General features: G+C 41.6%; 16 protein-coding genes. 9 read left to right on the forward strand and 7 right to left on the reverse strand.

Features of this window, described 5'->3' with window-relative positions:
* Positions 1-153: 153 nt before the first annotated feature.
* Together ICL16_RS43635 and ICL16_RS43640 are read right to left on the reverse strand one after the other, a co-directional pair.
* Complete coding sequence (locus ICL16_RS43635; protein ID WP_190838823.1) at positions 154-693, reverse strand: phosphate-starvation-inducible PsiE family protein; 540 nt, start codon at positions 691-693, stop codon at positions 154-156.
* An 86-nt stretch (positions 694-779) separates the two neighbouring features.
* Positions 780-1,778 carry a tetratricopeptide repeat protein gene (locus ICL16_RS43640; RefSeq protein WP_238361217.1) on the reverse strand — a complete coding sequence of 333 codons (999 nt, stop codon included), beginning with the start codon at positions 1,776-1,778 and terminating at the stop codon, positions 780-782.
* 280 nt (positions 1,779-2,058) lie between these two features.
* On the opposite strand from ICL16_RS43640, the gene ICL16_RS43645 reads away from it, so the two are divergent.
* The 3 genes from ICL16_RS43645 to ICL16_RS43655 all read left to right on the forward strand — a co-directional run bounded on the left by ICL16_RS43645 (position 2,059) and on the right by ICL16_RS43655 (position 5,166).
* Positions 2,059-4,101, forward strand: coding sequence for an elongation factor G (locus ICL16_RS43645; protein ID WP_190838825.1), 2,043 nt, complete (start codon positions 2,059-2,061; stop codon positions 4,099-4,101).
* A gap of 174 nt (positions 4,102-4,275) precedes the next feature.
* Positions 4,276-4,929, forward strand: coding sequence for a Uma2 family endonuclease (locus ICL16_RS43650; RefSeq protein ID WP_190838828.1), 654 nt, complete (start codon positions 4,276-4,278; stop codon positions 4,927-4,929).
* Between the two features lie 51 nt (positions 4,930-4,980).
* Positions 4,981-5,166, forward strand: a complete 186-nt coding sequence (locus ICL16_RS43655; RefSeq protein WP_190838830.1) for a DDE transposase family protein — start codon at positions 4,981-4,983, stop codon at positions 5,164-5,166.
* Between the two features lie 19 nt (positions 5,167-5,185).
* On the opposite strand, the gene ctpC is transcribed toward ICL16_RS43655, so the two are convergent.
* Positions 5,186-6,484 carry a carboxyl-terminal processing protease CtpC gene (gene ctpC, locus ICL16_RS43660; protein ID WP_190838832.1) on the reverse strand — a complete coding sequence of 433 codons (1,299 nt, stop codon included), beginning with the start codon at positions 6,482-6,484 and terminating at the stop codon, positions 5,186-5,188.
* Between the two features lie 155 nt (positions 6,485-6,639).
* Complete coding sequence (gene ispG / locus ICL16_RS43665; protein WP_190838835.1) at positions 6,640-7,866, reverse strand: (E)-4-hydroxy-3-methylbut-2-enyl-diphosphate synthase; 1,227 nt, start codon at positions 7,864-7,866, stop codon at positions 6,640-6,642.
* Positions 7,867-8,178: 312 nt separating this feature from the next.
* Here ispG and ICL16_RS43670 point away from each other — a divergent pair, with 312 nt between their 5' ends.
* Genes ICL16_RS43670 through ICL16_RS43690 form a run of 5 tightly spaced genes read left to right on the forward strand, consistent with a single transcriptional unit; the run spans position 8,179 to position 13,010 of the window.
* On the forward strand, positions 8,179-10,521 hold the full coding sequence (locus ICL16_RS43670) for a glycoside hydrolase family 31 protein (protein WP_190838837.1): 2,343 nt from the start codon (positions 8,179-8,181) through the stop codon (positions 10,519-10,521).
* Between the two features lie 15 nt (positions 10,522-10,536).
* Entirely contained in the window at positions 10,537-11,400 is an 864-nt protein-coding gene (locus ICL16_RS43675; RefSeq protein ID WP_190838840.1) for a hypothetical protein, read from the forward strand.
* 37 nt (positions 11,401-11,437) lie between these two features.
* The gene (locus ICL16_RS43680) at positions 11,438-11,656 is read left to right on the forward strand and encodes a hypothetical protein (RefSeq protein ID WP_190838842.1); all 219 of its coding nucleotides are present in this window, start codon (positions 11,438-11,440) and stop codon (positions 11,654-11,656) included.
* Positions 11,653-11,937 carry a type II toxin-antitoxin system RelE/ParE family toxin gene (locus ICL16_RS43685; protein WP_190838844.1) on the forward strand — a complete coding sequence of 95 codons (285 nt, stop codon included), beginning with the start codon at positions 11,653-11,655 and terminating at the stop codon, positions 11,935-11,937. Before ICL16_RS43680 ends, ICL16_RS43685 begins: the two co-directional genes overlap by 4 nt.
* Before the next feature lie 44 nt (positions 11,938-11,981).
* The gene (locus ICL16_RS43690; RefSeq protein WP_190839233.1) at positions 11,982-13,010 is read left to right on the forward strand and encodes a cysteine hydrolase family protein; all 1,029 of its coding nucleotides are present in this window, start codon (positions 11,982-11,984) and stop codon (positions 13,008-13,010) included.
* Positions 13,011-13,116: 106 nt separating this feature from the next.
* Here ICL16_RS43690 and ICL16_RS43695 read toward each other — a convergent pair whose 3' ends face one another.
* The 3 genes from ICL16_RS43695 to ICL16_RS43705 form a co-directional block, all read right to left on the reverse strand.
* Positions 13,117-14,313, reverse strand: a complete 1,197-nt coding sequence (locus ICL16_RS43695; RefSeq protein ID WP_190838846.1) for a hypothetical protein — start codon at positions 14,311-14,313, stop codon at positions 13,117-13,119.
* Between the two features lie 24 nt (positions 14,314-14,337).
* Entirely contained in the window at positions 14,338-16,200 is a 1,863-nt protein-coding gene (locus tag ICL16_RS43700; protein WP_190838848.1) for a DNA cytosine methyltransferase, read from the reverse strand.
* Between the two features lie 104 nt (positions 16,201-16,304).
* Positions 16,305-17,195, reverse strand: a complete 891-nt coding sequence (locus ICL16_RS43705; protein ID WP_190838850.1) for a peptidoglycan DD-metalloendopeptidase family protein — start codon at positions 17,193-17,195, stop codon at positions 16,305-16,307.
* Positions 17,196-17,332: 137 nt separating this feature from the next.
* Between ICL16_RS43705 and ICL16_RS43710 the strand changes: the two genes are divergently transcribed.
* A complete protein-coding gene (locus ICL16_RS43710; RefSeq protein ID WP_190838852.1) occupies positions 17,333-18,544 on the forward strand; it encodes an HhoA/HhoB/HtrA family serine endopeptidase in 1,212 nt (403 codons plus the stop codon).
* The last annotated feature ends 14 nt before the right edge of the window (positions 18,545-18,558 follow it).

Consider the following 18,558-nt stretch of genomic DNA (forward strand, 5'->3'; position numbering starts at 1 on the left):
ACTTGCCGGGAAAGAGGGGTTCATCTGTCTAAAAGCGTAGTCTGAAGTGACTTTTTTCTCTAGCTATGAGAGGCGCAGCCTCTGGGAATGCATTCCCAGGTGGAACCAGGGAACGAGAGGAGAGAGGAATGAGACATACCTATGTTGATGCAATTAACTAATCTCTTCTAAGTGACATGAGTGCTGAAATTCACGCTCTAATTCTTCTTTTCTATCATCATTAGACATTGCAGGGCAAAAGCGAGTGTTTGCACTCATGCAATCCATATGTGGCGTTTTGGCACAAACAACTAATAGTCCACCCAGAACAAATAATAAACCACAAATTGCTGCAGTTTGAACCCAAGAAATTTCTAGCGCTCCGTGAACAACTACTTCGCGCAAAACAGATACAATTGCTACCTCGACTGCTACCCCAACAGCAATGCTATGCTCTTGTAAATATACCATTAGTAATCGAAATAACTCGACCAAAATCAATATGAATAGTATTTTGGCGGTTACTTGTTTAAAATCTACAGGTAGCTCTAGGGTGGTAAACAATACCCATAGTTGTGCAACCATTATGGCAAATAAACCTAAACATAAGACAATCACAATTAAATCTTGGAAAGCCTCCATGTTGCGTACAACCCAGTGCCGATCAAGCCAGCGATTAGCAAACAAATATTGACCCTTGTGGCGCTTTTTCATGAGAATTTCCATTCCTATTGAGACAACTTCACACTACACCAGCCTATTCAGCAAATAATATTATTGTCTCTTATTTACGCCTTTACTTATCGTATTTGGTAATTCAAATTCGCTAATTGTTGTAATAGGTTTTGCGCTAGGCTTGCCCACTGAGGATTGCGCTGAGCATTGTATAAATCTCTAGCATATTGTAATACTTGTGCTGCTTCGTTATATTGTTTTAATTGTATAAAAACTAGTCCGGCTCCGTAGTAGGCGTTGGGGTAATTGGAGTTAGCTTCTGCTGATTTTCTAAAGGCTTCTAATGCATCTTTTAACTTACCTTGATTGAATAAAATTGAACCGAGATTGTAGTGAGCTTCGGGATATTTAGGATTAATTTTTATCGCAGCACGAAATGCATCTTTGGCTTTATCAAGTTTTTTTTGTTGCAGATAACATATGCCTAAATGATAGGCTGATTCTGGTGCTTTTTTGCTATATTCCATCGCTTTTTTAAAAGAGGCGATCGCTCTTTCCCAATCTCGTTGTTGCTGTCGTAATATCCCCAAGTTATAGTGAGCAAATCCCAGTTTTGGCTCAAGTTCCACAGCTTTTTGTAAGTAATCATTTGCCTGCTGTAAATTATTCCCTTCTAACAACGCCCCACCCAAATTCGCATAGGCTAGGGCAAACTTAGGATCGGCTTGTGTCGCTCGGTAAAATGCGTCTGCGGCTGGTTGTAATTGCCCTACTTGTCGCAGTGCCAGCCCTAGATTGTAATGTGCTGGTGCTAAAGAAGAATCTAATTCGGTGGCTTTGCGAAAGGCGGCTATACCTTGTTGTACTCTACCTGTACTAATTGCCTGTAACCCTTCGTTTAAAAAATCCTGTGCGCTTTTGCCTACGTATTGCGCCAGAATTACGGTAGAGACGTTCCGCCGGAACGTCTCTACAGGGACACCCCGCCGAAACGTCTTTACAGGGGTGTTCTGTCGGAACGTCTGTACGGAAGCGAAGGAAGATGAAAATGGGGAGAGTATGGTGATACCTATCGCTAAAGCTAGCAGGAGACGGGGGTGGTATTGATTGAGTGATATTCGCATTGATTCCAATAGAGAGCAAGATTGTTGAGTTACGTTTACTAGACAAAGATTTTGTGACAACTATGGCATATATTTACAAAAGTTTAATTTCTTATATCAATCTTTGTAAGCAGTAATTTTTCTTAAACTAAATCTTACAACAAAATACGATTTTTAACTGCCGTAATCAAAGAGAGATAACCTCAACTTAAAGAGGAGATAATTTTGTGAATACCTAACTTTCATTCGCTCATAACTTAAAATAACGCGGCGGTGAAGAATAAGCCGCAAAGGAGGTTTTATGCACGAAAAAGTGGAATCGGGTACGCGAAATATCGCAATTGTCGGTCCCTATTTAAGTGGGAAAACCACATTACTAGAAAGTTTACTATTCGTTACAGGAGCAATTCACCGCAAAGGCAGCGTTAAAGATGGCAACACAGTAGGAGATAGTGCTGTTGAATCACGCGACCGCCACATGAGTGTAGAAATCAGCGCTGCTAGCACTGAGTATAACGACATTCACTTCACATTTATTGACTGTCCTGGTTCGGTGGAATTTGCCCAAGAAACTTACAACGCGCTCATCGGAGTAGATGCGGCAATTGTAGTCACAGAACCCATAACAGATAGAGTTCTCACCCTCGCCCCTCTATTTAAATTCCTTGACGACTGGGAAATTCCCCACCTCGTCTTTGTCAACAAAATGGATCGGGCAAACATTAACGTCTTAGACACCCTACACGCCCTCAAAGCCGTCTCCAGCCGTCCCTTGGTAGCACATCAATATCCCATCATGCAAGGGGAACAGCTAATTGGCTTTATCGATTTAGTCAGCGAACAAGCATACAAATATCACAAAGGTGCGGCTGCAGATCCCATTCCCTTCCCAGAGAACCTTAAAGAAGAAGAACATATTGCCCGAGCAGAAATGCTCGAAACTTTAGCAGACTTTGACGATCATTTACTTGAAGAACTTTTAGAAGACATCGAACCACCCCAAGAGGAAATCCTCAAAGATTTAAAATTAGAACTAGGGGCAGATTTAGTCGTACCAGTTTTCTTTGGTGTTGCTGAACAAGATTATGGTGTACGCCCTCTACTCGAAGCAATTGTCAAAGAAGCCCCAGAATCTGAAACTACAGCACAACGTCGTTTAAGTACAAAGAGCGATACCTCTGTAGCGCAAGTGCTAAAAACTTACTACACCCCTCAAGGAGGCAAACTTTCCTTGGTGAGAGTTTGGCAGGGCAAGTTAACCGAAGGTATTGTCCTCAATGGTGTTCGCGCTGGAGGAATTTATCGCTTAATGGGGCAACAACAGCAACAGCTGCAAGTAGCTTGTGCAGGTGAAATAGTTGCTTTAAGCCGTTTGGAAGGTATCAAGACAGGAGATACACTTTCCATTCAGCAGGTACAAGCATTACCCAAACCCGAACGGTTAGTACCCGTTTATGCCTTAGCAATTACTCCGGAAAAGCGCAACGATGAAGTTAAGCTAAGTGGTGCGATTACCAAACTATTAGAAGAAGACTGTTCTCTGGCTTGGGAACAACATGGCGATACTCACGAAGTTATCCTCTGGGGACAAGGGGAAATTCATCTCCAAGTTGCCCTCGATCGCCTGCGTCGGAAATATAATTTACCGATGACTACGCATTTACCACAAGTACCTTACAAAGAAACTATTCGTAAAGGCGCAGCATCAATTCACGGGCGCTACAAACACCAAAGTGGTGGACATGGACAGTTTGGCGATGTTTACCTCGACATCACACCTTTAGCACGAGGTGAAGGATTTAACTTCAAAGAAACTATTGTTGGTGGTGTAGTTCCCAGACAGTACATTCCTGGGGTAGAAATGGGTGTGCGAGAGTTTCTTACTCATGGTCCCTTGGGTTTTCCAGTAGTGGATGTGGCGGTAACTCTGACAAATGGTTCCTACCACAGCGTAGATAGTTCCGAACAAGCATTTAAACAAGCTGCCCGCTTGGCGATGCAAACAGGAATTTCTAAGTGTGAACCTACTCTTCTAGAACCGATTGTCCGTTTAGAAGTGACTACTCCGAGTGAATTTACTTCTAAGGTGCTGCAACTGGTAAGTGGTAGACGTGGACAAATTTTGGGTTATGAAGGAATTGGCAACTGGCAAGGTTGGGATAATGTCATAGCCTACTTGCCCCAAGCAGAAATGCACAACTTTATTGTGGAATTGCGATCGCTTACCCTTGGCGTCGGTTCTTTCCACTGGGAATACGACCATCTCCAAGAAGTACCAGACAAAGTTGCCTCTAGCATCCGTGCTTCCTGCAATGGTAATGGTGGTAACGGCAACCATAAGTGACATCCTCCCCCGCTAAATCTTCCGATCTAGTTCCTCTGGTTCCCAGGCTCTGCCTGGGAACCAGTTCTTTGAGGCTCTGCCTCGTCTTCATAGAATGCAACCTTGTATTTTAAAAGATACGATAGTTCATATTGGCTTCTTTTGAGCTACAAACTTGATATTTTAGAGGTTAAAATGGTAACACTTCAATTGCGGCAATTAAGTGTTCCACCCGGACACAGAGTTCTGTTTCATGACGTTAGCTGGCAAGAATTCGAGGCAATTCTAGAAGAGCTTGGCGATCGCCGATCTGCTCGATTAGCTTACAGTCTGGGAACCTTGGAGATCACAATACCATTACCGAAGCATGAAAAAGCCAAAGTCATCATTGGGGATTTGCTAAAAATTTTGCTAGAGGAGTTAGAAATTGATTGTGAACCTTTTGGTTCAACCACCTTTAAACGTGAGGATATGGCTCAAGGTGTAGAACCAGATGACTCTTTCTACATTCAAAATCATGCTCGGATGATTGGTAAAGAGCGAATAGATTTGAAAGTTGATCCACCACCTGATTTAGCGATTGAAGTTGATGTGACTTCCAAAACTCAACTGGATGCTTATGAGGCACTTGGTGTCCCTGAACTGTGGCGATATGAAGATGGCAAGTTACAAATTAATATTCTTCGCAATGGCAAATACATTGAGTCAGAAATTAGCCCCACTTTTCCCAACTTGCCGATTTTGGAAGTTATTCCCCAGTTTGTTGAACAAAGCCGAACAGCAGGCACAAGCCCAACACTTAGAGCGTTTCGGCAGTGGATTAGAGCGCAAAGGTACCGCGCCAGTTAATATGATATTTTCAAGGCGTTGAATAAATTATTTTGGCTCAATTAAAATTATATGTCAGATACACAAAATTGGTATGTTGTCAAGCGTCCGGCAGGTAATTGTGAAATAGTCCCCAACGACCAAGTAGTTGAGGACGATCCAGAAATTGTAGAGAAGTGGGGACCTTTTGATGCACAAGGGGAAGCGATCGCCCGCCGAGTGGGATTAATTCGGTCAGGCAAATGCCAACCCGTCTAAAGGCAAAAGAAATTTCTTTTTACCTTTGACTTCTTTGTGCCCTAGTATTGCCTCTAGAAGCAATTTCTTTGCCCAAAACTTCCACACCTTTAGCAAATTGAGGATCTGCTAGAGTACCAATCTTTTCCCGTTCTTTGAGCCACAATTCCTGACGTTGCTTATCTGACAATTCCACCTTCACATCAGGGTCAATACCGTGTTTATTAATATCACGGTTGTTTGGGGTAAAGTATTTAGCAATTGTCACTGCCATGCCTGAGCCATCGTCTAGGGGACGTACCGATTGCACCAAACCCTTACCAAAGGTTTGACTACCTACTATAACGGCTCGTTTGTTATCTTGCAAAGCTCCGGAGAGGATTTCACTAGCACTTGCTGAACCTTTGTCTACTAATACAACTAACGCTTTATTAGTCAAAGCTCGTCCTCTTGCCACTTCCCGCTCTGCTATACCTTGTCGATCTTTAGTGGAGACAATTGTGCCTTTATCCATCCACATTTGGGCAATTTCGACACTTGAGAATAGTAAGCCGCCCGGATTATTACGTAAATCCAGAACATACCCAACTACCTGCTTCTGTTCTAAATTTTTGATCGCTGTTTGCATTTCTTTAGAGGCATTGGCGCTGAATTGCTTCAAGCGAATGTAACCAACGTTACCTACAGGAGTTTGTTTCTGAGAATACTCAACCGGATGGATTTCAATTTTTGCCCGTGTGATTTTATATTCTTTTTGTTGACCGGAACGGTCAATTGTGATGTTAACTGACGTACCGGGTTCGCCGCGAATGAGAGATACTGCTTGGTTAGTATCCATTCCCTCGGTGCTCTTCCCATTAATTTTGGTAATTACATCTTTTGCCAAGATACCTGCCTTAAATGCGGGTGTATCCTCAATTGGCGCAATTACAGTCAACTTTTTAGTTTTTTCATCTAAACCAATTTGAATACCAATACCCGTAAGCTCACCCGAAGTGTCCACTTGCAAACTCTTGAACTCCTCTGGATCCATAAACCGGGTGTAAGGATCGTTGAGCTTCTTGAGCATTTCCCGGATGGACTTGTACGCTTCCTGCCTATTGCTATAGGTCTTGTTTCTTACGTATTCTTGACGAACAGCCTGCCAATCTTGTTGATTGAAAGTACCGTCTACATATTGGCGATTAATAATTTGCCAAACTTCATCTACTAATTCCTTCGGACTTTCTTTAAATAAAGCTTGTCCCTGTGAGTGAATACCTAGACCAGTAACTGCTATTGTTGAGAGCGTCACTGCCGTAGCACCCAAAACAGCAAGCCCATTTTTTGTTATTACCATAATGACAGTTGCGCCAGACGGAGATATTGATGGTCAGTATGCTCAATCTAACACAGCATAATACTGTACAGATCGAGCATATTTTTTTATTTCATGAAAATTACTTTGTGATCCGGTGATCTTATTATTTGCCAGTACAGAACTTATTGAAAATTTTAAGGTTCTACCCAGCGTCCATCGGTCTTAATTAAATTTATCAACTCCTCTACTCCTTTTTCTTCGGGGACTTTTTTTATTTCTTCTCTCCCGCGATAGAGAGAAATATAACCTGGTGTCTTACCTACGTACCCATAATCTGCATCCGCCATTTCTCCGGGTCCATTGACAATACAGCCCATTACTGCTATGTCCAAGCCAGTTAAATGCTTGGTAGCTTCTCGCACTTTATGAAGCACTTCTTCAAGATTGAATAAAGTTCTTCCACAAGAAGGACACGCCACATACTCCACCATTGTTTTTCTTAATCCCAAAGCTTGCAAAATGCTGTAGCAGACGGGAATTTCTTTTTCTGGTGGTTCTGTCAGTGACACGCGAATTGTATCGCCAATGCCATCAGCCAGCAAGGTAGCAATCCCAGCAGTGGATTTAATTCGTCCGTATTCTCCATCACCCGCTTCGGTAACACCCAAATGTAGAGGGTAATCCATTCCATTTTCATCCATCCGCTGTACCATTAAGCGGTAAGCAGCAACCATTACTGGTACTCTGGAGGCTTTCATGGAAATGACTATGTTGCGGAAATCTAAGGATTCACAAATCCGAATGAATTCTAAAGCCGATTGCACCATCCCTTCCGGTGTGTCACCGTAGGTGAACAGCATTCTTTCTGCCAAGGAGCCGTGGTTAACCCCGATCCGCATGGATTTACCTTGATCTCGCAGAGAAATTACCAAAGGTTCTAGGGTTTCACGGACTTTTTCCCCAATTTCATTAAATTCTGCTTGAGTATACTCGGTTCTGTTCGAGTTGGGCTTTTCAAATACGTATAATCCCGGATTAATTCGTACTTTTTCGATATGCTTGGCGACTTCCAAAGCAATTTTCATACCATTGTGATGCACATCGGCAACGATTGGCACGTCTTGGTAAGTTTTTAATAATTTTTGTTTAATTTCTGCTAAAGCTTTGGCATGTGCCATACTTGGCACGGTAACACGGACAATTTCGCAGCCAATCTCGTGTAAACGACGAATAGCGGCAACGGAACCTTCTATATCTAGAGTGTCTTCGTTAATCATTGACTGCACTACCACTGGTTGTCCACCGCCAATGGTGACGTTTCCCACTTCCACCGGACGGGTTTTGCGTCGCTTGATTGTAGTATCAAAGGTGGGTTGAGTGTATATGGGATTTGGTGTTGTTAGTGTCGGTAGGGTTTGCATATCTTTTTGGGTAAATTTTTGGCGATCGCTGATACTAAATTTGAAACGTTATTTCTGTGTTGAGTGTGCCACAAGAATGGCATGATTGATGATCAAGTTGGAGAAATTTGCCTCTTGGGCTAGTAAAGGCAAGGTAAATAGGTAAAAGTAACTAATTTTGCCGGGGAAATCAAACGAACAAAATTTTAAGTTATTGAATTATTTATAACCACAGATGCACACAGATAAACACAGATAATTAATCAGTGTGCATCTGTGTTGATCTTTGGTTTAATTGTCAGTAAAGTCCATTTTGTCTTTGAATCAGGGATTATGCCGCAATACTTCGGACAACTGCACACCAACGAGCAACCTTGGTCAACTCTTGGAGCAGTACAAACTATACAACAGGATGAGCGCCATGTTCTCTTCAAGTGTGGCGATCCTTGTCTAAAAATTAGTGTGCTAGCACCGAACTTAATTCGGGTAAGGATGACGCCAAGCGGTGAATTTTTGCCCCGTCGTTCATGGGCAGTGGCGCAGGCGGATGAAGAATGGGCTGCTGTGCCATTTGAGGTGCGAGAAACGGCAGATGCTGTAGAAATTAAGACTCAACAGCTTCGCGTCCTTGTTCACCGGAACCCGTGTCGGCTCGAATGTTTCGACGAATCCGGACAACCCTTGGCTCAGGATGCAGAGACAGCAATGGGTTGGCGGAGTGGTGCTATTGCTGGGTGGAAAAGAATTGAAACTGACGAACATTTCTATGGCTTTGGTGAACCTACTGGTTTGCTCGATCAGCGCTCTAAAGTGAGAACCAACTGGACAACTGATGCATTAGATTATGGCATCCTGACAGATAGCATGTACCAAGCGATACCCTTTTTCATCGCGTTGCGTCCAGGAGTGGGGTACGGAATTTTCTTCAATACCACTTTTTGGAGCCAGTTCGATCTGGGCGCAAAGCAGCCCGGTATCTGGCAGATGGAGACACAGGGAAGCGAACTAGATTATTACATTATTTACGGTCCCGAACCCGCAAAAATTATCGCTACCTACACCCAGCTAACCGGACGGATGCCCATGCCGCCCCGATGGTCGCTAGGATACCAACAGTGTCGGTGGAGTTACGAGTCACAAGAGGTTATACGCAAATTGGCTCACGAATTTCGTCAGCGCCGCATTCCCTGCGATGTCATCTATCTAGATATTGACTATATGAACGGGTATCGGATTTTTACCTGGAGTCCTAAGCGCTTCGCTCACCCCAAAGAATTCATCCAAGACCTCAAACAAGATGGCTTCAAGGTAGTGCCAATTTCTGAGCCTGGGGTGAAGTATGACCCAGAAGCAGATTATCAAACCTTCGACGAGGGAATCCAAAACGACTATTTTATCCGCAAAAGTAACGGTCAATTGTTTCACGGCTATGTTTGGCCAGATAAAGCGGTTTTTCCCGATTTTATACGCCCGGAAGTTAGAGATTGGTGGGGAAATTGGCAAAAAAGCCTCACTGATGTCGGTGTAGCTGGATTCTGGAACGACATGAATGAACCTGCACTTGATGACCGACCATTTGGCGATCCTGGTAACAAGATTTCGTTTCCCCTGGATGCAGAGCAGGGACCTGCTGGTGAGAAAACAAACCATGCGGAAACTCACAACCTTTACGGGTTGATGATGGCACAAGCATCCTATCAAGGAGTAGAAAAGTCACGTCCAACAGAGCGTTCTTTCTTCCTCACACGCGCTGGTTTCGCTGGCATTCAACGCTGGTCTGCTGTGTGGACGGGTGATAATCAATCTCTGTGGGAACACTTAGAAATGTCTATACCGATGCTCTGTAATTTGGGTTTATCAGGTGTCGCCTTTGTAGGTGCAGATATTGGCGGGTTTGCAGGTAACGCCACTGCTGAACTATTTGCTCGTTGGATGCAATTAGGAATGCTTTACCCTTTGATGCGGGGACACTCGGCACTCTCTACAGCACAACATGAGCCTTGGACGTTTGGCGACAAGGTTGAGAAAATTTGCCGCGAGTACATTGAACTGCGTTACCAATTGCTGCCTTACATTTACAGCTTATTTTGGCAAGCAGCAACCACTGGCGCACCAATTCTACGTCCCCTGCTCTATCATTTCCCTAACGATCCAAAAACCTTCACCCTTGGCGATCAGGTAATGCTCGGTTCCTCATTACTCGCAGCACCAATTTACCGTCCTGGGATTGAACACCGTGTAGTGTACTTACCTGAAGGTTGTTGGTACGACTGGTGGAGTGGCGAGAGATTTGAAGGTCAAACCCATATTCTCGCACACGCCCCTCTTGAGCGAATGCCATTATACGTCCGTGGTGGCTCGATTATTCCCATGGCATCAGTTACGCAATACGTAGACGAACGTCCTTTAGACCAACTCAGGCTGAGGATGTGGATGGGTACAGGCGAGTTTACACTTTATGAGGATGATGGTCATTCCTTTGAGTACAAAACGGGAGCCTCTTGCACCACAACTTACCGTATTTCCACAGAAGGGGAACGAACTATTGTTGACATTGGCGCACGAGAGGGTCAGTTTTCACCAGCAGCGCGTGAAACTATTATGGAATTGGTTGGCGTTGGTGAACACCGCTTTGTTGATGATGGTACAGCACGTCAGTTAACTTTTTCAACCTAACAATGAACAAGAGTGATGAATCAAGCAATTATGGCGCTCAACGCCGGTTACCGATCGCAAGCAGAAGACACAAACATTGAAGCCGATGTCTATTTATTCAATAGATTGCGATCGCTTTCCCTAAAACAACGAATAGAACAAACGGTTGCACATAACAGAGGGGTGAAAAAACTTTGTCTTGCTGGTATCAAATCACGATATCCAAATGCACCCTTAGAGGAAATTTGTTTATACTTTGCCCGTGCGGTACTAGCAGAAAAGTTTCCTTCTGATTTCCAACCAACTGTTATTAATGAAAAAATGTGGATTCAAGATTCAATCACGTTAGCTCAAGAACTTCATCAGCTTTTAGAGTCAGTTAATATCCCTTATTATGTTAGTAGAGGTGTTGCCAGTACAATTCATGGTGAACCTCGTTCAACTCGTGATTTAGACTTAGTCATTGAGATTCAACAAGATCAAATTGATATTTTAGTGAGAACATTAGAAGCTGCTTCATTTTACTGTCCTCAAGGAGCAGTAGAAGACTTGAAATCTGGGCGGAATCAAGTACTAAACATTACTCATACCGAGACAATAGCTAATGCGGATATCTACGTTATGGATCGTTCGAGCTTTGCCGTGTCTCAAATGTTACGTAAGAAATTAATAGACATTGATGATACTCGGTTTTGGATTGCATCGCCAGAAGACACTATTCTACAAAAATTACTTTGGGGCAGTAAAAGCAAATCTCAGAAACAATGGCGTGATGTTTTGGGAATACTAAAATTACAAAGTACTAACTTAGATTACGACTATCTGATGGAGTGGGCTAGACGTTTAGCACTTGTAGACTTTTTGACTCAAGCAATGACTGAAGCTGGAATAGAGAGTTAAAGCTAAAGTAGACGTATCACTAAATTGATTGACGAACATGAGCGAAAAAACATCGACATTCGAGCAAGCGATCGTAGCAGTAGAAGCACTCGATCCAGAAGCTCAGGCTATTCTCGTAGATCTTATCCAAAAGCGTCTCAAACAACAAGGGCGGGATGAATTATTAAAAGAAATTGCGCAAGCAGAGAGTGACTATGCTCAGGGTAATGTGCGACGAGGTTCAGTTGCTGATTTGATGGCGGAGTTAGACGATTGAAAAATTTAGTATGGAGTCCCACATTTGTTCGCGCTTTTAAGCGTCTAGTCCGTAAAAATCCTGAATTACGTTCACCAATTAAGAAAGTATTGCAACAGCTATCTGAAGATCCATTTCAACAAAGTTTACGTAGTCACAAGTTGAAAGGAGATTTAACGGGGAGATGGTCGTGTTCTGTTGACTATAATAATCGTATTTTATTTAAATTTGTTACAAATCCCGATTCAGGAGAGGAAGAAATTTTCTTATTAACTTTAGGTTCTCACGATGACGTTTATTAAGGTAAGTGCTTTTTTATTACTCAATGGCAATTCCAAAATTATTTATGAATGCCCAACCATTAACCCAATTACCCATTCCTCCTCACTTTAACCCCGAAAAAGTCGGTGAAGTATGGCGCGTACCATACCAGCAACGTGCAGAAGAAGCACAAGCATGGGCAAAAAAGCATAACATCAAACCAGCATCTGAAGACGAAACCCGAATTTGCTTATTATTAATTGATATTCAAAACACTTTTTGCATTCCCGGATTTGAATTATTTGTCGGAGGAAAATCCGGTACTGGGGCGGTGGATGATAACAAACGTTTGTGTGAGTTTATTTATCGTAATTTGGGGATGATTACTAAAATCGTTCCTACGCTGGATACTCACACGGCAATGCAAATTTTTCATCCAATATTCTGGGTTAATGCCACAGGAGAACATCCTACTCCAGTTGCTACCAATATTACGTTAAAAGATATTGAACAAGGTGTTTGGAAAGTAAACCCAGCGATTGCTTATAGTTTAGGATATGATTATGAATTCCTAGAAAAACACGCTTACCATTACGTTAAAAAGCTCAGTCAAGATGGTAAATACCCCCTCACAGTTTGGTTCTATCATTCCATGTTAGGGGGAATAGGTCATGCTTTAGTTTCTGCTGTGGAAGAAGCTGTATTTTTCCACTGCATTGCCCGTGATAGTCAAACACAATTTGAACTCAAAGGTAATCACCCTTTAACAGAAAACTATTCAGTTTTAAGTCCAGAAGTTGTTTCAGGTTTTGATCATCGTCCAATTGCGCCAAAGAATATAGGCTTGATTCAGCAACTTTTAGATTTTGATGTTGTACTAATTGCTGGGCAAGCTAAAAGCCACTGCGTTGCTTGGACTATTGATGATTTGTTAACAGAAATTCAGAGTTTAGATGCTAACTTGGCGAAAAAAGTCTATTTGCTGGAAGATTGTACTTCCCCCGTTGTTGTCAAGGGAGTTGTGGATTACAGCGAAGCAGCTGATGCCGCCTTTGCGCGATTTGAGAAAGCGGGGATGCATTTAGTTAAATCGACTGAACAAATCTTTACCTAAATAGACTTTCTTTAGAGAACCACAGATGAACTTTGTATAGCGAACAGTGAGCTATAAATCAATACAACTTTACCAGTACATTACTAAAAAAAGTATAAATATGTTTTTAATTCCCAATTTCATTGAGAATGTTAGCCCAAAGTTTCCTGTGTTCATCCTTTACATCTAAATCAGTCTCTATCTGTTCAGTATAATTTTTTAAGAATTGAGTGGGATCTGAAACTAAACGTAGGTAATAGTGTAAACTTTGGTTTAAACCATTAACAATTACTTGGCAACCTGTTTGTTGACGTACCTGCTCTACTATTTGCAGAATCTCTTGTTTTTCATCCTCACTAATGTAAGGTTCTGCTGTAGATAGAATGTAATACCTATCTACAGTATACCCAGCAAATTTATGAGGCAGTAGGCTTACCATATCACTCGTAATCTTGCGCTCCGATTTGACTTCAACTGCTTCAAAAGGTGTCTCATCTAATCTGTCTATTTGTACATCACCTATCCAACCATCTTTATCATTTGCAGTATGCCTGTTTGGTGGATTTCTCAGAGTTTTATCTTGATATCTTACAAGTTCAGCTACTAAACATTTATATACAGCTTGAATAGCAAGTACAGGAAGCCTCGCACGTCCATTTCCTTTGCTTGTTTGATGATGCTGAATTACAGCATCAAAAATTTGTTGTATTGTAAGTCCTTGCGGTTGAGGATATTCATAAATTACCTGCTGCTTATTCTTTAAGTCCAATGCTATCAACAAAACAATGCAAGGAAAAGGATCTACACCTTCCACTTGAACAGCGTGTAATATACCTAGAAATACTTCTCTGTTATTATGCCCACGAGGTTTTCCTACATAACCTAGAGTATAAGGGTAAGGTCTTTCAAAATTTCTGCCACTTTCAGCACCACTTGCAGCACAAGCCGTTAGCCCATGACGTTTCAAAAAAGGAGTCACATGGATTTGATCGGTTGAACGGTTGGAATAGCCTCCTGCAAGTTCTGTTTGAGCATAGCGAATATCCTGGTTCGGATGTACTATTTTTTCTACTAAACTTGTGATTAGTATGCTATACAAATACTTATTTTGGTTAAAGTTGTTGATGATAATTTCTATTCCTTCAGCCACAGTTTTGTTAAGCATAACCTCTTTTCCGTTTTGTTCCATCTTCAACGGATGGTTAAGAGCGGAACTTTGTGCATAATTTACTATTGCCTCATCTATATTTTGAGAGTTGACTATTACCTCAGCTTGATTGAATGCCTGGGATAAAATAATATTGTATTGACTCAGGGCTGACATATACATTTATTTACTAATATTGACTTAGCTTTTCCACTTTACAGATACCTGCTTATTAATGTTAAGTGTGAATGGGTAACAGCAGCGAAAGTATCCAGGTGGGATTGTTCTATTTGTTTCATGGACTCGAACATCAAAACGTAATTCTCTCAACTCACTAACAACTTTAGGTAATTCAAAGTTTTTGTCTGAACCATACATACTTTTTAGAAATTCTTCTGGTAGGATTTTTTTAGTAGATTCAAATCTGCTGAATTCTCTAGCAAATCGTAGAAGAAATGAATACTCTTTAGATAAAACATCTAAACTAAGAGAAAAAATTGGATGAGGTTCTGTAAAATGTCCATATACATCCATCATCGTTTGGTATCCTGAACTGCGGCTCAAACAATCCTCAATTGCATCCCAAGCTATAGGTATATCTTGAGCAGTATCTGATAAAAGTGTACAAATAATCTTTCTCAGACCATCACCAATAGGATGATGAAATTTTACTTGATACTGTAACAGTGGTGTATTTATAAAACTTCCATTGTGCTCACGTGATACATAGATTGAGCATATTTCCTCAACACGTTGGAAGTGTAATTTATAAATACTTCCAGTATGGGAACTAGTCAGTTGTGTGAGCCGAGTTCTTAATTTTGGTGATAAATAATGGAAATAAATAGTTTCATCGTACTTAACTGAATTTGATAAAGTAGGGATTTTGCTTGTGCCAATACGTTCTGGGACAGATTCCAACAAGTTAAGTTGTATACATTCAGTATTACTAAGACGCTTAACTCGTGTTGATTTTGCTCGTTGAGACTTTTTAGAATCGAAAGATAGTTGTTCTTTTTCATCAAGTAAATTTACACCTAAATTAATGGCAAATACTTGTTGTAAAACAGCCATTGCTAATTTTTCTGCAAATATAGGAGGAACTGAATTACCAATCTGCTTAAGAACTGAATTACAACTACCAGCAAATTCATAATCATCTGGAAATGATTGTAAACGCTTGAATTCCTGTAATGTAAACTTTCTATTTTTCCAATGGAAAGGACCTGAGTATGCACCAAGCTGTGCTACTATTGTGCGCACAGGTTTATTTGGTTCAGCCTTGTATAAAAAGTCAGAAAATCTAGAACGCCAAGCAAAGATGGGGTTTGGATATCCCATTTCTTTTGTAAAATAGTGATAATTCATGCCCGGAGGCACTTCTGATAAAAGGTGTCCATATTTCCCTGGGTATTTATGTTCTGGTTCTAAAGGATCTTGAAGATCAGCTATTGCTTGTAATGCAGTGATATGAGGATGATGATTGGTTGAGTCTGAACCATGTGTTGGTCTAGGAAACTTGAAATTACCATCCCGAAGACCTACCATAATTAAGCGTTCTCTATGCTGGGGAACTCCATAATCTGCACAATCAAGAACACGATAGTAAAGTTTGTATCCAATGCTTTCAAATGCATTGGTTATGATCTGCCAATCTTTTCCCTTATTTGCACCTAATATTCCTCGAACATTTTCAAAAAGAAATCCTTTCGATTTGTAATAGTTAAGTAATCGACAATAATGCTCAAATAAACTTCCTCTTTCATCTTGAATTCCATCTATACCACCTGCACGTCTACCAATTGCTGAAAAACTTTGACAGGGTGGACCACCGATAATAAAATCCACTTGGGAAACAGAAATTTCTTTGGGTTCAAACTCTCGAATATCACGGTGTAAAACTTGGCAATTACCTTGGGAATATCTACCTAAATTCATTTCCAGAGTTTTACAACAAATTTCTTCTTTTTCAACACAAGCTGCTATTTGAAAACCAGCTTTGTGAAACCCAATATCAAGTCCACCAGCACCAGAGAAAAGAGAGAGTATTGTTGGTTGATACATTTGATTAAAAAATAACACATGCTTAATTCAACAACTGAGTGAGGCTGAGCTTCACTGTAGCTATTATTCCCAAGCTGAGCCTGAGAACGAGTGATGGGGGGATTTTAGCGTTGCAGATAGTTTTTCGGATCTTGAGCTACCCAACCTAATGATGAACTGGAACGTACTTCAAAGTGAAGATGGGGTTGATTAGAAGTAGGTTTACCTGTTGTACCTACAGTTCCTACTGCGTCTCCTTTGTTTACTTGTTGTCCACGGGAGACTGCAATACTATCAAGTTGGGCATAGCGGCTTTGTAATCCCCCAGCATGATTAATTATGACTAATTTGCCGTAAGTACCAAGATCTTCAGCAAAAGCTACTTTCCCTGCTCCGATCGCCTGTACTGGTGTTCCTTTTGCTGCTAACAAATCTATCCCACTGTGGAAGAACACTTCTCCTGTATTTGTATTTGTTTGCCAACCATAGGGTAATATTTCCTTCGCTAATTCTGCCAAGGGATATCCTACTGTGGAGACGCTCCGCCGGAGCGTCTCTACGTTGGTGGGGGTAGAGACGCTTTGCTGTGGCGTTTTTACAGATTGGTTGATTTTGGGGATAAATACGAGTTGAGGATTTGGTTGACAACCATTGACTTCAAACAAGACATCGGGACGGATTTTGTATTTTGCTGCTAGTTGTCGCCAAGTTTGACCATTGGGTACTTCAACTACAATTCCGTTATAAGGAGGAATTTGAATTTCGCCACCAACTGTAACTCTACCATTTTTCAGTGCCGGATTCATGGCAACAATAGTTTCTCGATTGAGGTTGTAGCGCTGCGCTATGCTCTCCAAAGTTTCACCTGGTAAGACTTTGTGGCGCGTAAAGCGCTCCAGTGCTGAAGTTGGGCAAGCTGAAACTGAGGGTTGTGCTTGTACGCTTGGGAATGTATATAATAATCCGAAAGTGCCGACAAAACTACAGAGAAACAGTAGGCGATCGCGAAAATTCATTTATCCAATTCAAGGATGGAGTTACCTTAAATTTTATATTAGGTATCTAAAGTGTTAAATTAACGTGTCAACTTGCTATCAGGTTGACTAAACTTAGAAACAGCGCATTTGCCATGCTGTCCCTATGTCGTATGAATATGAAGTTTTCTTTAAAACAACTGACCGTTTATCTCTCCTTACTGGTGATTGGCGGCAGTGCAGGCTTACTCTACAGTCGCTATATTTTGCCACAAACTCGGTCATTCCAAGAGTTAAGAAATGTAACAATAACACCGCCAGAAACCATTATCCCTAATCCCAGTAGAGAACAGATTGGCTCTGGCGGGGGCGATAACGTCAATTTTATTGCTAGTGCTGTGCAAAAAACTGGTTCAGCAGTAGTACGTATTAATGCGACGCGCAAAGTAGCAAATCCGATCTCAGACGCGATGAAAAGTCCTTTTTTACGGCGATTCTTTGGTGAGGATGAGCAACCAATTCCCCAAGAGCGGATTGAGCGTGGTACTGGTTCTGGATTTATCTTGAGTAATGATGGGCGATTATTAACTAATGCTCATGTGGTGGCGGATACGGATACTGTACAAGTTACCCTCAAAGATGGAAGAACTTTTGAAGGAAAGGTTGTAGGAGTAGATGCGATCACAGATGTAGCAGTAGTCAAAATTTCGGCAGATCAATTGCCGACAGTCAAATTGGGCAATTCACAAAACTTAATTCCGGGGCAGTGGGCGATCGCCATTGGTAATCCTTTAGGGTTAGACAATACCGTTACTATTGGTATTATTAGCGCCACTGATCGCACTAGCGCTCAAGTTGGTGTTCCCGACAAGCGAGTTAGCTTTATCCAAACTGATGCGGCAATTAACCCAGGTAACTCTGGGGGACCTTTATTAAACGCTAATGGCGAAGTAATTGGTGTTAACACTGCGATTCGTGCTGATGCTCAAGGACTTGGTTTTGCCATCCCCATTGAGACAGCAGCACGCATTGCCAATGAACTTTTTACCAAAGGGCGTGTGGAACATCCCTTTTTGGGAATAGATATGACAGATCTTAATCCAGCAAAAAGACAACAAATTAACCTTGAATACAATCTCAACATCCAACAGGACACCGGAATTGCGATTAAAAGCGTGATTGAAAAATCGCCGGCACAAAGAGCAGGACTGCGTCCTGGTGACATTATTGCCAAAATTAAAGCTAAACCTGTCAAAACATCAGCCCAAGTGCAGAAGCAGGTGGAGTCTAGTGCTGTGGGCGATATTTTGCCAATTGAAGTTAATCGTCAAGGAAGAATCCAAACCTTTGAGGTACAACTAGGGGCTTATCCCAAAAAGCAGCCATTATAATTCGGATTATGAAT

The sequence above is a fragment of the Iningainema tapete BLCC-T55 genome, assembly GCF_014698965.1.
Lineage (GTDB): Bacteria > Cyanobacteriota > Cyanobacteriia > Cyanobacteriales > Nostocaceae > Iningainema > Iningainema tapete.

Bases quoted from the DNA above. Each gene is read 5' to 3' on its own strand.
- ICL16_RS43635 (WP_190838823.1), bottom strand. From the start codon at position 693: ATGAAAAAGCGCCACAAGGGTCAATATTTGTTTGCTAATCGCTGGCTT.
- ICL16_RS43640 (WP_238361217.1), bottom strand. From the start codon at position 1,778: ATGCGAATATCACTCAATCAATACCACCCCCGTCTCCTGCTAGCTTTA.
- ICL16_RS43645 (WP_190838825.1), top strand. From the start codon at position 2,059: ATGCACGAAAAAGTGGAATCGGGTACGCGAAATATCGCAATTGTCGGT.
- ICL16_RS43650 (WP_190838828.1), top strand. From the start codon at position 4,276: ATGGTAACACTTCAATTGCGGCAATTAAGTGTTCCACCCGGACACAGA.
- ICL16_RS43655 (WP_190838830.1), top strand. From the start codon at position 4,981: ATGTCAGATACACAAAATTGGTATGTTGTCAAGCGTCCGGCAGGTAAT.
- ctpC (WP_190838832.1), bottom strand. From the start codon at position 6,484: ATGGTAATAACAAAAAATGGGCTTGCTGTTTTGGGTGCTACGGCAGTG.
- ispG (WP_190838835.1), bottom strand. From the start codon at position 7,866: ATGCAAACCCTACCGACACTAACAACACCAAATCCCATATACACTCAA.
- ICL16_RS43670 (WP_190838837.1), top strand. From the start codon at position 8,179: ATGCCGCAATACTTCGGACAACTGCACACCAACGAGCAACCTTGGTCA.
- ICL16_RS43675 (WP_190838840.1), top strand. From the start codon at position 10,537: ATGAATCAAGCAATTATGGCGCTCAACGCCGGTTACCGATCGCAAGCA.
- ICL16_RS43680 (WP_190838842.1), top strand. From the start codon at position 11,438: ATGAGCGAAAAAACATCGACATTCGAGCAAGCGATCGTAGCAGTAGAA.
- ICL16_RS43690 (WP_190839233.1), top strand. From the start codon at position 11,982: ATGAATGCCCAACCATTAACCCAATTACCCATTCCTCCTCACTTTAAC.
- ICL16_RS43695 (WP_190838846.1), bottom strand. From the start codon at position 14,313: ATGTCAGCCCTGAGTCAATACAATATTATTTTATCCCAGGCATTCAAT.
- ICL16_RS43700 (WP_190838848.1), bottom strand. From the start codon at position 16,200: ATGTATCAACCAACAATACTCTCTCTTTTCTCTGGTGCTGGTGGACTT.
- ICL16_RS43705 (WP_190838850.1), bottom strand. From the start codon at position 17,195: ATGAATTTTCGCGATCGCCTACTGTTTCTCTGTAGTTTTGTCGGCACT.
- ICL16_RS43710 (WP_190838852.1), top strand. From the start codon at position 17,333: ATGAAGTTTTCTTTAAAACAACTGACCGTTTATCTCTCCTTACTGGTG.